Below are 15057 nucleotides of genomic sequence, written 5' to 3'. Positions count from 1 at the left end.
ACTCCACTCCAAACACCAAATTACACCGATAGCTCATCCACTCAGCCTGGGTATCTTTTGATGGCGCCATATATACCACACTCACCATCCAGGTGCCCTTGTTGCTGATGCGCGTTTCCATCGTGCCATCTTGCTCGGTATATATATTTTGTAACGTGGTTAATCCTTCCTTACGATTCCACACTTTAACACGCACACCAAACAACGGCTTCTTGTTCCACAAAATTTTAAAGCGCATGTTCTCTCCGGCTTTCAATGCGTATGGATTTCGTTCCGGCACAATCTCGATCGGGAAACCAATTACTTTTTTATAGGTGTCATCGCGCTTCGCACCGGCTTGTAGTAATACTTTGGTTAACTGCGAGTATAGCTCCCGCCCGGGTTTGCCAGTAGCACCGGCCTTCTCACGTGCTGCCAATACATCGTCCAAGCCATTCTCTTTCAATTCGGCATTGAACTTATCAGCATCCTGCTCATAGAAGGTTTTTATACTTTGCATCGCGAGCAGATGCGTGCCTTCTTCCGGCAACGTAAATTCAAGATGATCTTTAGCTCCTTCTACTACCGTTGCTTTCAGATCCGCTGTACTGGACAGATGATAATGCGTGAGTGTTTCGAGCTGGTCGCGCTTCAGGTTTAACGGCTCGCCTATAAAATTAACACCTGCTACAAAATTGATCTTTACCTTCTCCCCAACGGAGTATATAAACTTTAGCGGCTGCAACCAGAACTCATGCGCCACAACAGCCGACAGCATACAGACCAGAAACGCCACCAGTATATATCGTATACTCCGCAAGGTCATAGGTATTTTTTATTTACTATTCATAATCTCTTCGATCTCATCAACCTCCACCGGTGTGTTCTTCATCAGGTCGTGCACACCATTCTTCTCGATCACTACGTTGTTCTCGATGCGTATACCGAATCCTTCTTCGCGTATATATATACCGGGTTCCACCGTCCACACCTGGCCTACCTGCATTTTGTGATACATACTTCCTACATCGTGCACATCCAATCCTAGCTGGTGCCCCGTGCCATGCATAAAGTATTTCATGAACAACGGTCTTTCTTTATCCTGGTTCTTGATGTCTTTTTTATCGATCAACTTCAAACCAATTAATTCACTCTCGGTGATTTTCTGAATCTCTTTGTGATAGTCATAATACTTCTCACCGGGTTTCAGCATCTTGAATGCTTCGCGTTGTACTCGTAGCACGGCATTGTAAACGTCCTTCTGCCTATCGGTAAATTTACCATTCACCGGTATCGTGCGTGTAAGGTCTGCGTTGTAGTTCGCATACTCCGCTCCTACATCCAGCAACAATACATCGCCATCCTTACATGGTTTATTGTTCTCGATATAGTGCAGCACACATGAGCTCGCTCCGGAAGCAATGATGGGCTCGTAAGCAAATCCGCGAGAACCATGACGTAAAAATTCGTGCGCAAACTCCGCCTCTATTTCATACTCAATCACCCCTGGCTTCACAAACTTCAGCACACGTCTAAAGGCTTTCTCGGTAATATCGCAGGCACGTTGCAGCAGATCGATCTCGTATTTCGATTTTATACTTCTCAGGCGGTGCATGATTGGAGCCAGGCGTTCGTAACGATGCAACGGATATTTCTCCAAACACCATTTTACAAATCTCGACTCGCGTGTCTCTACCGATACCTCTGCACGGTAATGATCGTTGGTGTTCAGGTATACATGCTCTACATCGCCCATTACCATCAGCATGTTAAACACCTTATGAAAATCAGAAAGCCACAGCACCGTTTCAACACCGGTCTGCTCGTATGCTTCTTCTTTTGTAAGCTTGTGTCCTTCCCACACAGCGATGAGGTCGCTCGTTTCACGAAGGAAAAGTATCTCCCTATATTTCTTATCCGGAAAATCAGGGCACAGTACCAGTATAGATTCTTCCTGGTCTACACCACTCAGGTAAAACAGATCGCTGTTCTGGCGGAAGCGCATGGTGCCATCCGAGTTTGTCGGCATAATGTCGTTGGCATTAACAACTACCAGTGCGTTTGACTTTAATTCCTTCACCAGGTTTTTCCGGTTCGACTCGAAGAGGTCTTTTTTAATACTTTTATATCGCATACTTTTTATTACTTTCACTTACTTCTGAACAATTCAACAGTCGCGTGCAATTTAACCAAAGTCTATGAAGCCAATCAACTCATTCTTTGTGGCATTTCTGTTTATTCTTTTATCTGTCTGTAGTGTTGCTCAAACAAAATACGAGCCGTCTGCAGAAAACAAAAAGAACCGTGAGTGGTTCCAGGATGCCAGGTTTGGTCTTTTTATTCACTGGGGAGTATACAGTGTATTGGGCGATGGCGAATGGGTAATGAACAACCAGCAGATACCCATCAAGGTTTATGAAAAGATACCGGCATTCTTTAACCCTACCGCTTTCGATGCGAAGGCGTGGGTACAAATGGCAAAAGCTGCAGGTATGAAGTATATCACGATCACGAGTAAACATCACGATGGTTTTGCCATGTGGGATAGTAAAGTATCGGACTATAACATTGTGAAGAAAACTCCTTACGGACAAGATGTATTGAAAATGCTGGCCGATGAATGCCACAAGGAAGGTATAAAGCTTTTCTTCTATCATTCACAACTCGACTGGCATCATCCGGATTATTTCCCGAGAGGTAACACGGGTGGAAGCTGGACTGGGCGGGCTGAGAGTGGCGACTGGTATAAATATCTTGACTATATGGATGCGCAGCTTTCGGAGTTGCTCACCAACTATGGCGAGATAGCAGGTATATGGTTTGATGGCATGTGGGATAAAAAGGATGCTGACTGGCGTTTGAACAAAACATACTCGTTAATACACAAACTTCAACCCGGTGCGCTGGTAGGCAGTAACCACCACGTTGCACCTTACGATGGCGAAGATTTTCAGATGTTTGAAAAAGATTTGCCAGGTCATAACACGACAGGTTTTGCTCCTGAACAAAAAATTGGAGACCTGCCGAAGGAAACCTGCGAGACGATCAATTACTCGTGGGGCTTTAATTTAAAAGACGATGGACACAAGAGTCGCAAAGAACTTATTCAATACCTGGTAAAAGCAGCAGGCTATGGCGCCAACTTCCTGCTAAATATAGGGCCGATGCCCAATGGGAAAATTCAGCCGGAGCATATTGAAAAACTTAAGCAGATGGGTGAATGGCTTACGGCCAACGGAGAGACTATATACGGAACACGCGGTGGCCCGTTAACTGCGCGCGACTGGGGTGTAACAACTCAAAAAGGCAACAAGGTATATATTCATGTGCTGGATTGGACTGACGAATCGCTCACACTTCCTTCGTGGGGCAAGAAGATAAAATCAGCTAAGCTTTTCAGCGATAAGAGTACTGTAAAATTTATAGAGAACGAATTTGGCATCACGCTCAAAATACCAAAAGCAAAAATGGATGAGACAGATACAATTGTAGAGCTGGAATTGAAATAATTCAGATATACTATAAATGCCTGAAACGCTTCTACAGAGGCGTTACGAGCCACCAGATATTACCGAACTCATCTTTTAGTCCTCCGGTTCTGCCATATTCTTTATTGGCCGGCTCCTCAATGGTTATGGCTCCGGCCTTTAAAGCTTTGTGGAATGTTTCATCTATATTTTCTACATAGATGAAAAGCACTATGGGTGATGGTTTATAGGCTTGCGTTGCATTGGCCAGCATAACGGTAGATGTTCCTATACTATATTCTGCATGCATAACGCTGCCATCTTCGGGCCGATGCACAACTAATAATTCTTTTGCACCAAACACACGCTTTAGAAACGCTATAAATTTTTCAGCGCCCTCCACCGTAATATAGGGCATAATGGTTTGATGGCCGTCCGGGATTTTCATAGGTATATTTTAAACTATATATCGCGAGTCATCAGGAAGATGTACCCGAAGGTTCGTTTACCTGGTCGCTATGCACCCAATTCAATAACACGAACGTGATGAACAAGCCAGAAAATATACCTTCCAGCAACACCATAAACGATGCTATATAAGCATTGAGGTATGGCCCCATCGGTTCGTGTTCAATTATATACTGCATCAATCCTTTATCAAATCGCAGAAAGAAAAACAGAAAAAGCGCAAAGGTTGATGACCCTATTGCAGATGTGGATACTCCAATGGCCAACCCTCTGAAGTAATTCATGTGGCCATGGTGTGTTCGCGAAAACTGCTTCATTGCATAATATACTCCTCCCAGCATGATCAGCAGATTGAGCAATCGCAACTCAATCACCTGCAGGAGTCCTAAAGCATACATAGCAAAGAAGTATACGATCAGCCCCAGTGCGATGATCGTACCATATATCTCCGGTATACGGGTGGATCTGTTCCAGATATTCATAGCCTATGGAAGTTGGTTCTATAGTATATCCGAAAATAGTATGCCCGTAAGGTGCATAAATACTGAGCGAAGTACTGAGGAACTTCTTACACTACTTCGATCGGCCAATGGGTTGATTAACCTCATCTGTATTTACCCAGTTGAGCAACACAAATGTTACCAACAGCCCGGAGAAGAAACCTTCCAATACAACAATGAAGGCCGTCATATAGGCATTGAGGTAACGCCCCATTGGTTCATTGTCGATTATAGATTGCATCATCGAGGCATCGAACTTCATATAGAAGAATAAAAACATACCGAATATAAGTGAGCCTATACCAGCCGTTGCAACACCGGTTACAAGTCCACGAAAATAATTCAGACTATCAGTATGCGTTTCCCTGAATTTCTTCAGTGCCGCGTATACTCCTACCGTGAGAATAACAAGATTCAGCAATCGTAACTCTACGTGGTGACTCAGATTGACAGCTTTCATAACAAGAAAGTAAGCAATAAGACCGGCGGCAATTCGCAAACCATAATTCTCCGGAATGCGGTTGGGATTTGTAAGCAGGCTCATAAGAATTATAACATTAGGTATAATTAAATTTTCCTAATTTTCAGGAGAAATGCAAACGATTTCATTTAGTATTTTACAGTAACTTTAGAGTATATTAACCTTACCACCATGAAGAAGATTTTATTAGGCCTGCTCGGCATCATTATTCTATTGATCATTGTCGGATTCTTTCTGCCATCAAAAGTGGAGATCACCAGAAGTATAACGATGCATGCATCTCCGCAAGCAGCTTTTGAACAGATCAACAATCTTGATAACTGGAACAAATGGTCTTATTGGCACTCGCTCGATCCTACCATGAAAATTACCTATGGCGATAAACATTCTGGCACAGGTGCCTGGTATAGCTGGGAAAGTGAAGAGATGGGTGAAGGTAAACTTACTATTACCGAAAGTAATCCGGCATCACTGATCAAAGCCGACCTGGATTTTATGGAACATGGTACTGCGAAGAGCTGGTATACTTTCGAGCCTCAAAACGACAGCACAAAAGTAACCATGGGTTTCTCTACCGAGTTTGGTATGAACCCGCTGATGCGCTGGATGGGAGTAACAATGTTTGAAGGTGAAATGAACAAAGCCTTTGATTATAACCTGGAGAAAATAAAGGAACTCGCAGAAGCTAACCAGTAATAGCGAAAGCAAAGTCGAGAGTTTAAAACCAGAAAGCTTAAAGTTCAGGATTCGAAGTTTACCTTGAGCTTTAAGCTTTTTGCTTTTAGCTTTGAGTCATGACATTCGATGATTTTAAAACTTCGCTGAACGGAGCAACGCCTCCACAACATCTCAGTAACTTGTTGCAGGCGCTTTGGTATGAAGGTAAAGGTGACTGGGAAGCTGCACATAACATTGCCCAGGATATTCACTCAAACGATGGCTCGTGGATACATGCCTACCTCCATCGTGTAGAGGGCGATCTGGGCAACGCATCTTATTGGTATAGTCGTGCGAATCGTAAAATGCCTGTCAATACGTTGAAGGAAGAGTGGCGTGCTATAGCAGAAGAGTTACTCGCGAGAAAGTAAAACAGGGAAAGTAAATATAGTATAGATCGCACCTATATTTCATGAGTTCGTGTTCGCACCGTAGGCTCGCGGTTCAGTTCTTCCAATTCTTTTCTTCGCTGTATAATTTCCTGCTCAGTAGGCGCATATTGAATAAGCTCGTTCAGATCGGGTTGCCCGGCATCTACCCAGGCGGTATACCACATATCGGCTGTGAGTTTGATAGCAGCACGCATTCTTCGCTCTACCATGCCACGCAATGCTGCATGATAGGCTTTTGAATATTCCTGCGAGAAAACTTTTTGGGTTTGCCTGCCTTTGGTTTCGAACGAATATTTATGATCGCCCGATTTGCTGAATAACTTTCGCTCTTCCTCCAATACGGAATCAACCGCGAGGTGAGATTCTTCAACAGCTTCCCATGCTGCCAGTTGTGGGTTTACTATATAAGAAGCTTTGCCAACAAAAAAATCATACTGATCAGAAAACAACTCTGGCAAACGCGACTCCCAAAATGCATGTATACCTTCCTGGCCCGTAAGCTGGCCGTTGTAATTTTCGGTAGTATGCAGCGGCACGTGTGCATCGCCAATATAGTGACCAATCTCTGCAGATAGTTTCAATATTCTGTCACGGTCGCGCACCAGGAAGGCATCTTTCAATGCATAGTACATGCGGTTGATATGCCACGGCAAAATGCCATACGCCTTGAGTGTATCTTCGGTGAGCTTCTCAACGGCATCCTTCCAATAGCGAGGCAAAGTATATAAAGCACTATCGCCATAATGATCGAGATCTATATAGTGCCGGGGAGCTTCGTCTACTACTATAAATCTGCGCCTGTCGGGGTTTACGGCTGTTTCAGTTATATAGCCTATATTCTTTTTATAGAATCCTATCATTTCAGGAGGCAATGCGAATACCGCAAGACGGTTGATGCGCTGGTGACCAAAAAAGCCCCAACCACCAAAGAGAAAGAATATACCGATTAAAACAAGTCGCTTGCAATAGCGATAAGCATGTGCCAATTTTAACATACAACGTTGAAGAATTATACTTGCACCCGAAAGATACATAAATCGAAGCGCAATGAAAAAGCTGATCTTTACTACCTGTATATTTTTACTGCTAACAACCCTCACCTATAGCAAAGACTATCCGAAGAATGAGAACATCGATGTTAAGAAGTATATTTTTGAATTAACACTCAGCGATTCAACCAATACTATATCGGGCAAAGCAACCGTAACGGTGCAATTCAGAAAAGCTGTTTCAGAGTTTGAATTGGATCTGGTAAACAAAGATGCATCGGGCTCAGGCATGGAAGTAACAAATATCATGGCAGATGGAAAGACTATAAAATTCCTGCATCAGAACGATCGATTAAAAATTATACTTCCCGCTCCGGTAAATATAGCATCCACCATTTCCTTTACTATTATATATAGTGGCGTGCCTCGCGATGGCCTGATCATCTCTAAAAATAAATTTGGCGATCGTACCTTCTTTGGCGACAACTGGCCGAACCGTGCACATCACTGGCTACCCACGGTAGATCACCCTTCCGATAAAGCTGCTGTAGATTTTATCGTTACAGCGCCTCCTAAATATGAAGTGATTAGCAACGGTATAAAAATAGAAGAAAGCAATATAGGCAACCGACAGAAGTTAACACACTGGCATGAAGACACCGAGCTCTCACCAAAAGTAATGGTAATTGGTGCTGCGCGTTTCGCTATAAAACAAACCGGAATCATCAAAAATTTTGAAGTAACGAGCTGGGTATATCCGCAAAATCGTGAAGAAGGTTTTGAAGCCTATAAATTTGCTCCGCGCATTCTCGACTTCTTCGATACACACGTAGGGCCTTACTCTTATAAGAAATTAGCCAACGTTCAATCTACCACGCGTTATGGCGGCATGGAAAACGCCAGCAATATTTTCTATTTCGAAAATTCGGTTGTTACCGGTGAAGGCGCTGAGAACAACGCTACCAAAAATGAATCGCTTGTTGCACATGAAATTGCCCATCAATGGTTTGGCAACTCAGCATCGGAAACGGATTGGCATCATGTGTGGCTCAGCGAAGGGTTTGCTACGTATCTTACTCATTTATATACCGAGTTCACGTATGGTCGCGATCGCATGACTAAAAATCTGCAAGAAGACCGCGATAAGGTGATCGGCTTCTATCAGAAAACAAAACTACCTATTGTTTTTCCATCGCTCCCAGGTGACCTGTTGGAAATACTGAGCCCTAACTCCTACCAAAAAGGCAGTTGGGTGCTCCACATGCTACGATATGAAATTGGCGATGAAGCATTCTGGTCGGGGCTGCAATCCTATTACCACTCATATCGTAACAGCAACGCTTCCACCGAAAACTTTAAACAGGCAATGGAAGATGCCTCCGGCAAAAAGCTTGATACTTTTTTTGCTCAATGGCTTTATCGTGCTGGCCACCCTATAGTAGAATGGAACTGGGCATTTGATGTTAAAACTCAAAATGTTACCGTTACTGTAAACCAGGTTCAGCCCGGGGAAGCATTTAACACACCATTAGAGATCGGAATTTATGGTAACGATGGGCTTATAAGTCAAACGGAGGTGGTTAGGCTGGATAAAAAATCAAATAAATTCAGTTTCAAGATTGGGCAAAAACCCTTTAAAATTGCGCTGGATCCCAACACCAACCTGTTGTATGAAGGAAAAATAAAGAATTGATTGAAGCATAACATTGCAAATCCGGTAAATACCTTTACCTTTGCAGTCCTTATTTGAAAACGAACTATGGCAAACCATAAGTCAGCAGAAAAAAGAATCCGTGCGAATGAGATCAAGCGTGTAAGAAACCGCTACCAGCATAAAACTACCCGCACGCTCATCAAGAAGTTGAAAACTTCAACGGTGAAAAGTGAAGCACAAGGTCTTCTGAAAGAAGTATCTTCATTGATCGATAAACTCGCGAAGAAGAACATCATTCACTGGAAGAAAGCTTCTAACCAAAAGTCGAAGCTCACAAAGTTTGTGAATAAAATCGCTTAAGAAGCAATTCTTAAACGGCTATTAACCTATACATTGCCCCGCCCATAAAGCGGGGTTTTTGCTTTATACTATTATCACCCGTTGTACGTAAGCTTTTTTTCAGTATAAAAATACTGGTTGAAATATACCTTGAGGTGAAACCAGCCTGTTGTAATTTTTATACCTTCGTAACAAACCCGTTGTAGTTATGGTAATCATGGAAGAAAAAACACTCGGCATTAAAAGCTGGTCACCCGAAGATCGCCCCCGCGAAAAACTTGTACTCAAAGGAAGATCATCACTCTCTGATGCCGAACTGATCGCTATATTATTAGGCACAGGCACCGCTACTCTTAGCGCAGTAGATCTTGCCAAAAAAATTTTAGCACAGGCCGATAACAACCTGCACAAGCTGGCCAACCTTACCATAAAAGACCTTGTTAAAATAAAAGGCATTGGCGAAGCGAAAGCCATCAGCATTGTTGCTGCGTTAGAGTTGGGCCGCAGAAGAAAAAATGCAGATGCCGATGTTAAACCCAAGATCGGCTCATCGCGCGATGCCTTCGATCTGGTAAAGAGCGAACTGCTCGATATACAACACGAAGAGTTTTGGGTTATTTTAATGAACAGGGCTAACCGCGTGTTGCGAAAACAAAAGATCAGTTTAGGTGGTGTATCAGGCACAGTGGCCGATCCTAAAATTATCTTCAAGCTTGCGCTCGATGAACTTGCCACAGGCATTATACTCGCACACAATCATCCTTCGGGCAACCTCGAAGCGAGCTTTGCCGATATCCAGCTCACAACAAAACTGAAAGAGGGCGCCAGGCTCCTCGATATTCAAATACTTGATCACCTGATCATTGCCGGCCAGCGTTATTTCAGCTTTGCCGATGAGGGCATGATCTGATATACTGATTGTATCTTTTTTTCGTTCCAGCAGTAATCACGTTTGTAACCAATGTGAGGATGGGCATCGTTTTTACCTTTCCCTACTTGTTTCTAAGTTTGAAACCCAAACATGAAAAGAAAACGCGCACTGCTAGTCGTCCTGCTTGTCATTACTTTGCCCTTGCTGCTGGCACAAGTATGGAAAGACAATGAAGAAGAGCAACAGCAGGAAGCTGCTGCGCCTATACCGGCCGTTGCTATTGTGAAGCCTTATAACAATCCGGAGTTTACAAGTATACTCAGCGCTTATGAGCAAGAGATAAAATCGCTCATGCAGGCTTCGGGCACACCGGGTGCAGCTATCGCTATTGTAAAAGACTCTTCTATAGTATATCTCAAGGGCTTTGGATTGAAAGCTATAGGGCAAAAAGATTCGGTTGATATCAACACTGTTTTTAGAATTGCATCGGTATCAAAATGTTTTGCTGCATTTCTTACCGGCACCTTGGTAGCCGATAGTACACTTTCGTGGGACGATCATGTAATTGACTATCTCCCTTCCTTCACACTTAAATCCGATGAGTATACCAAGATGCTCACGCTGCGCCATGTACTCTCCCATAGCACAGGGCTTCCGTATCATACCTATACCAACCTGGTAGAAGAAGGTATAGATCTGACATCATTACTCGATAAACTGAAAGAAGTAAATGTAGCGCAACCTCCCGGCAAAGAATATAGCTATCAAAATGTAGCCTATAGTTTAATTGGAGAAGTGATACACACCGCTACCAGGAAAACATACGATGCCCTGATGAAAGAGCGCGTATTTATACCGTTGAATATGAAGACAGCATCGCTGGATTATACTTCATTCATCACCAACCCCGATATAGCGCGCCCGCACCTGATGAGACGCGGCCAATGGAAAGAAGCTGCCATCACCAACACATACTATAATGTGGCACCTGCCGGTGGAGTAAATGCCAGTATATCAGACATGGCCCACTGGATGCTTGCCCTGTTGGGTAACCGAAAAGACGTAATCACGCCCGAAACACTCGCACAATTATTTACACCACAGGTAGCGGCACCTTCCAAGAATAGAAATTATGGCAGAACACACCACGTAAGCAAATCGTATTATGGTTTAGGCTGGCGTATACTATATTATCCGGATGATACGCTGGTATATCATGGCGGCTATGTAAACGGCTATCGCAGTGAAGTAGCAGTAAATGTAAAAGACCGCATGGCTATATGCCTGCTGGCAAATGCCCCTGGCACTGTTGCCGATACAGGTATACCAATATTTCTGAATATGTTTAGAGCCCATCGCGATTCTATTATAGCGTATGATAACCGGCAACGTGTTATCTTGGCGAAGAAGGAAATACAGTAATTTATTTCCCGCAGATCGCGCAGACTTACACAGAAAAAAAATACAAGCCGAAAGCTTAAAGTAAAAAATTAAAAGTAGCAGGTATATTTGCTTTTAGCTTCACACGCTCTCCCACGCTCAAACCTCCAGAAGCCAGCCAGCAGCTGATTTATATGAAAAGACAAAGCATCTTCATCATCATTGTAGTAGTAGTTATCATCGTTAGCCTGCTATACTCTTTTATGGGCGGGCAGGATCAAACAGCCTATATCAACACCATACAAAAGGAGCGCGATGAGAAGGAACAATTTATGCGTACATCAGAAGAGTCGCCTTTTGCCAATCATAAAGAATCGTATCAGGGACTGAAATATTTCCCGGTAGATATTCGGTATAAAATTACTGCCGACCTGAAGCCTATACAGGATAAAGATGTTGTATTGCTGCGCACCAACGATGGCAAAGAACAGCGCTATATCAAGTATGCTTATGCCGAGTTTGACCTCGATGGTTTTCATAATAAACTCCTCATCCTGGAGATGATCGATATGGGGCCTTTCCGCGGAAAACTTTTTCTCGCTTTTGGCGATGATACAAGCGCACGCGACACATACGGTGCAGGCCGCTACCTCGATGTTACTAAAGTGCAGGGCAGCAATACGATAACGCTGGATTTTAACATGGCCTATAATCCGTATTGCGCTTATGCCGATGAGTTTTCGTGCCCGCTGCCACCAGCCGAAAATTTACTGCAGGTGGCCATCCGCGCAGGCGAAAAAGTTTATCATAACTGATCCAACCTTTTTTAATCTTTCGCTTTAGTCAGTTCCGGCTAAACCCTTATTTTTGAGGTCTTATTCATATACCTGAACAGCTTCGTTCTGGTAATTATTACTACTTGAATTATGACCATTTCATACAATTGGCTGAAAGAATACATCGACATCCCTGAATCAGCAGAGGAGATCGGAAAAGTGCTTACCTCTACCGGGCTCGAAGTTGAAAAAGTAGAAGAGCATGAAACCGTAAAGGGCGGATTGAAAGGCCTCGTGATAGGCACTGTAGTTACCTGTGCCAAACATCCGAATGCCGATAAACTTTCTGTTACTACGGTAGATGTTGGTGGCGAACGCATACTGCCTATAGTATGTGGTGCACCCAATGTAGCAGCCGGGCAACGCGTAGTAGTAGCTGTACCAGGCGCAACCGTATACCCTACCAAAGGCGAACCGTTCACCATCAAGAACGCCAAGATACGAGGCGAGCAATCGGAAGGGATGATCTGTGCCGAAGATGAAATTGGTTTAGGCGAAAGCCATGCGGGCATCATGGTGTTAAACACCACCGTACCCAACGGTACCCCTGCTACTCAATATTTCAACATTCAGTCAGACTATATATTGGAGATCGGCTTAACACCCAACCGTGCCGATGCTGCTTCGCATATAGGTGTAGTACGCGATATACGTGCTTCGAAAAATAGAAGTATAAAGTATCCATCCGTAGATACTTTCAAGGTAGACAATCAGCAACTTGCTATAACTGTAGAAGTTGAGAACAAGGAAGCCTGCCCGAGATATAGCGGTATAACCATCAGCGGTATAACTGTAAAAGAATCGCCCGAGTGGTTGAAGAACCGCTTGCTTTCCATTGGTCTTACACCCATCAACAATATCGTAGACATTACAAACTATATCTGCCACGAACTCGGCCAACCGATGCACGCGTTCGATGCAGACCAGATAACCGGTAAAAAAGTAATTGTAAAAACTTTACCGGCCGGTTCTAAATTTACTACACTCGACAACAAAGAAAGAACACTGCTGGCCAACGACCTCATGATCTGCAACGCAGAAGAAGGTATGTGTATAGCCGGTGTATTTGGTGGAACCAAGTCGGGTATAACCGAAGCAACGAAGAATATATTTCTGGAGAGTGCTTACTTCTCGGCCGACTATGTTCGCAAAACTTCGCTGCACCATCAACTGAAAACTGATGCATCGTTCCGTTTCGAGCGTGGCACCGATCCGAACATTACCGTTTATGCACTGAAGCGTGCAGCATTGCTGGTAAAAGAAATTGCCGGAGGACAAATATCTTCCGACATCGTAGATATATATCCAACCAAGATCGAAAACAGAACGATCGAGGTAAAAGATAAAAATGTAAACCGTCTCATCGGTAAAGTTATACCGCGTGAAGAAATCTTCGCTATACTGGAACGTTTGGATATAAACATCACGAACAAGAAAGACGATCAGTTCACCGTATCTGTTCCGCCTTTCCGTGTAGATGTTTTACAGGAAGCAGACATTACCGAAGAGATACTGCGCATATACGGGTTCAACAATATAGAACTGTCCGATACTGCCAGCACCGATTACCTGGCAGAGTTTCCGGTAAAGAGTATCGATAAATTTAAACGTAGCATTGGTGAGTTACTGATCGGCAATGGCTTCTACGAGATATGGACCAACTCACTTACCAACCAGGCCTATCAGCAAAAACATAAACTCACTTTTAAAGGTGAGCCCGTTGAGATACTGAACAAGCTGAGCGAAGAGCAAGGTATACTTCGCCAGACATTGTTATTTACCGGCCTTGAAGTTTGCGCTTATAATGTGAACCGTAAGCAGAAAGACCTGAAGCTCTACGAGTTCGGCAAAATATACTATAAAGACGGTGGACAGTATAAGGAAGAAGAACGCCTCGCGTTCTATATAACCGGTAATGTTGAAACTGAAAACTGGCGACATAAAACGCAGTCTGTTACCTATTACGACCTGGCACAGCAAGTACAACAGGTGTTGCAAAAGTGCGGGGTTACAAACCTGAAGCAGGAAACAATTAACGATCAGTTACTCGAATATGGTTCTAAACTATTAAGAGGCAACGAAGAAATAGGCAAGCTTGGTAAAGTAAAAACAGCGTTGCTGAAAGATTTTGGAGTGAAGCAGGAAATATTTTATGCGGAGCTAAATACATCCTTGCTTTTCCAAGCGGCAAACCCTAAGTTAGTAATTAAAGAAGTTGTAAAATTTCCGGAAGTAAGACGCGATCTTTCATTGGTGTTAGATAAGCAGATTAACTTCAGCGAGATTAGCAACGTAGTACAAAATACCGAGAAGCGGTTGATCAGGAACATCATCGCGTTTGATGTATATGAAGGTGAAAACATTCCGCAAGGCAAGAAAGCGTATGCACTTGGATTTACGCTGCTGGATGAAACCAAAACATTAACCGATGATGAGATCGATAAAACCATGAACCGGTTGATGAAAGCATTCGAGGAGAAACTCGGAGCTGTAATCCGGAAGTAATAGCAGGGATCGGCATATAGCGCTCAGGGTATCTCTAATAACTTTCCTGTGTTCTCCTGTTGAGTTGGAGACCGGGAAAGGGATAAGGCTGTGTAAAAGAAACAAGTTTTATAGATGCCCCCACGATGTGAGTGTAATTACCAACTGCCACAGGCTAAATCCTGTAGCGTAACGAATTGAAATGGACCAAGAACTCTTAAAGTCTAACCTTACGGGGTTAGAGCGCAAACTTGTGGTGCTCATCAATGAGCATAAAAATCTGAAAGAGGAACTGAAGAACCTGAAAAACGAAAATCAGGAACTGAAAGCTGCTATTAAAGTCCGCGATGAACAGATCTCCGGTTTTCATAATCAACTGAAAATCACTAAAATTGTGGATAATTTAAACCCGGAAGACGGAAGTGTTCTGGAGTTAAAGAAAAAAGTGGACGAATACATTCGTGAGATAGACAAGTGCATCGCTCACTTAAGCAGATAAA

Annotated in this window: 16 protein-coding genes; 10 read left to right on the top strand and 6 right to left on the bottom strand. The window is 43.4% G+C overall.

The genetic code is table 11. From position 1 onward, the window contains the following. Both VIN08_RS10070 and VIN08_RS10065 read right to left on the bottom strand, forming a co-directional pair. The coding region (locus VIN08_RS10070) for a DUF4198 domain-containing protein (RefSeq protein WP_331964008.1) at window positions 1-805 on the bottom strand (805 nt) is incomplete at its 3' end. 9 nt (window positions 806-814) lie between these two features. After that, on the bottom strand, window positions 815-2113 hold the full coding sequence (locus tag VIN08_RS10065) for an aminopeptidase P family protein (RefSeq protein WP_331964005.1): 1299 nt from the start codon (window positions 2111-2113) through the stop codon (window positions 815-817). Between the two features lie 64 nt (window positions 2114-2177). Between VIN08_RS10065 and VIN08_RS10060 the strand changes: the two genes are divergently transcribed. Further along, window positions 2178-3488 (top strand): alpha-L-fucosidase, encoded by a 1311-nt coding sequence (locus VIN08_RS10060; RefSeq protein WP_331964002.1) that lies wholly within the window; start codon window positions 2178-2180, stop codon window positions 3486-3488. Between the two features lie 31 nt (window positions 3489-3519). Here the strand turns inward: VIN08_RS10060 and VIN08_RS10055 are convergent, their stop codons facing one another. From VIN08_RS10055 to VIN08_RS10045, 3 genes are all read right to left on the bottom strand, one after another. After that, window positions 3520-3894: a VOC family protein gene (locus VIN08_RS10055; RefSeq protein WP_331963999.1), complete on the bottom strand. Its 375-nt coding sequence runs from the start codon at window positions 3892-3894 to the stop codon at window positions 3520-3522. 31 nt (window positions 3895-3925) lie between these two features. Next, window positions 3926-4396: a hypothetical protein gene (locus VIN08_RS10050; RefSeq protein WP_331963996.1), complete on the bottom strand. Its 471-nt coding sequence runs from the start codon at window positions 4394-4396 to the stop codon at window positions 3926-3928. Between the two features lie 91 nt (window positions 4397-4487). Then, on the bottom strand, window positions 4488-4958 hold the full coding sequence (locus tag VIN08_RS10045; protein ID WP_331963993.1) for a DUF4199 domain-containing protein: 471 nt from the start codon (window positions 4956-4958) through the stop codon (window positions 4488-4490). Window positions 4959-5066: 108 nt separating this feature from the next. Between VIN08_RS10045 and VIN08_RS10040 the strand changes: the two genes are divergently transcribed. Both VIN08_RS10040 and VIN08_RS10035 read left to right on the top strand, forming a co-directional pair. After that, window positions 5067-5591, top strand: a complete 525-nt coding sequence (locus tag VIN08_RS10040) for an SRPBCC family protein (RefSeq protein WP_331963990.1) — start codon at window positions 5067-5069, stop codon at window positions 5589-5591. 98 nt (window positions 5592-5689) lie between these two features. Beyond that, window positions 5690-5983, top strand: coding sequence for a hypothetical protein (locus VIN08_RS10035; protein WP_331963988.1), 294 nt, complete (start codon window positions 5690-5692; stop codon window positions 5981-5983). 32 nt (window positions 5984-6015) lie between these two features. On the opposite strand, the gene VIN08_RS10030 is transcribed toward VIN08_RS10035, so the two are convergent. Next, window positions 6016-6999 carry a zinc dependent phospholipase C family protein gene (locus tag VIN08_RS10030; protein ID WP_331963986.1) on the bottom strand — a complete coding sequence of 328 codons (984 nt, stop codon included), beginning with the start codon at window positions 6997-6999 and terminating at the stop codon, window positions 6016-6018. Between the two features lie 52 nt (window positions 7000-7051). On the opposite strand from VIN08_RS10030, the gene VIN08_RS10025 reads away from it, so the two are divergent. The 7 genes from VIN08_RS10025 (at window position 7052) to VIN08_RS09995 (ending at window position 15056) form a co-directional block, all read left to right on the top strand. Next, window positions 7052-8686: a M1 family metallopeptidase gene (locus tag VIN08_RS10025; protein ID WP_331963983.1), complete on the top strand. Its 1635-nt coding sequence runs from the start codon at window positions 7052-7054 to the stop codon at window positions 8684-8686. A 66-nt stretch (window positions 8687-8752) separates the two neighbouring features. Next, the gene (gene rpsT, locus VIN08_RS10020; protein WP_331963980.1) at window positions 8753-9007 is read left to right on the top strand and encodes a 30S ribosomal protein S20; all 255 of its coding nucleotides are present in this window, start codon (window positions 8753-8755) and stop codon (window positions 9005-9007) included. Window positions 9008-9194: 187 nt separating this feature from the next. Further along, complete coding sequence (gene radC / locus VIN08_RS10015) at window positions 9195-9896, top strand: RadC family protein (RefSeq protein WP_414693268.1); 702 nt, start codon at window positions 9195-9197, stop codon at window positions 9894-9896. A gap of 111 nt (window positions 9897-10007) precedes the next feature. Continuing rightward, complete coding sequence (locus VIN08_RS10010; RefSeq protein WP_331963976.1) at window positions 10008-11279, top strand: serine hydrolase domain-containing protein; 1272 nt, start codon at window positions 10008-10010, stop codon at window positions 11277-11279. 152 nt (window positions 11280-11431) lie between these two features. After that, complete coding sequence (locus VIN08_RS10005; protein ID WP_331963973.1) at window positions 11432-12052, top strand: DUF1684 domain-containing protein; 621 nt, start codon at window positions 11432-11434, stop codon at window positions 12050-12052. 111 nt (window positions 12053-12163) lie between these two features. Further along, the gene (pheT, locus tag VIN08_RS10000; protein ID WP_331963970.1) at window positions 12164-14578 is read left to right on the top strand and encodes a phenylalanine--tRNA ligase subunit beta; all 2415 of its coding nucleotides are present in this window, start codon (window positions 12164-12166) and stop codon (window positions 14576-14578) included. Window positions 14579-14759: 181 nt separating this feature from the next. Then, window positions 14760-15056 carry a hypothetical protein gene (locus VIN08_RS09995; RefSeq protein ID WP_331963967.1) on the top strand — a complete coding sequence of 99 codons (297 nt, stop codon included), beginning with the start codon at window positions 14760-14762 and terminating at the stop codon, window positions 15054-15056. The last annotated feature ends 1 nt before the right edge of the window (window position 15057 follow it).

Source organism: Ohtaekwangia sp., from assembly GCF_036568665.1.
Classification (GTDB): domain Bacteria; phylum Bacteroidota; class Bacteroidia; order Cytophagales; family Cyclobacteriaceae; genus Ohtaekwangia.
This window is presented reverse-complemented; position numbering and strand designations above follow the sequence as displayed.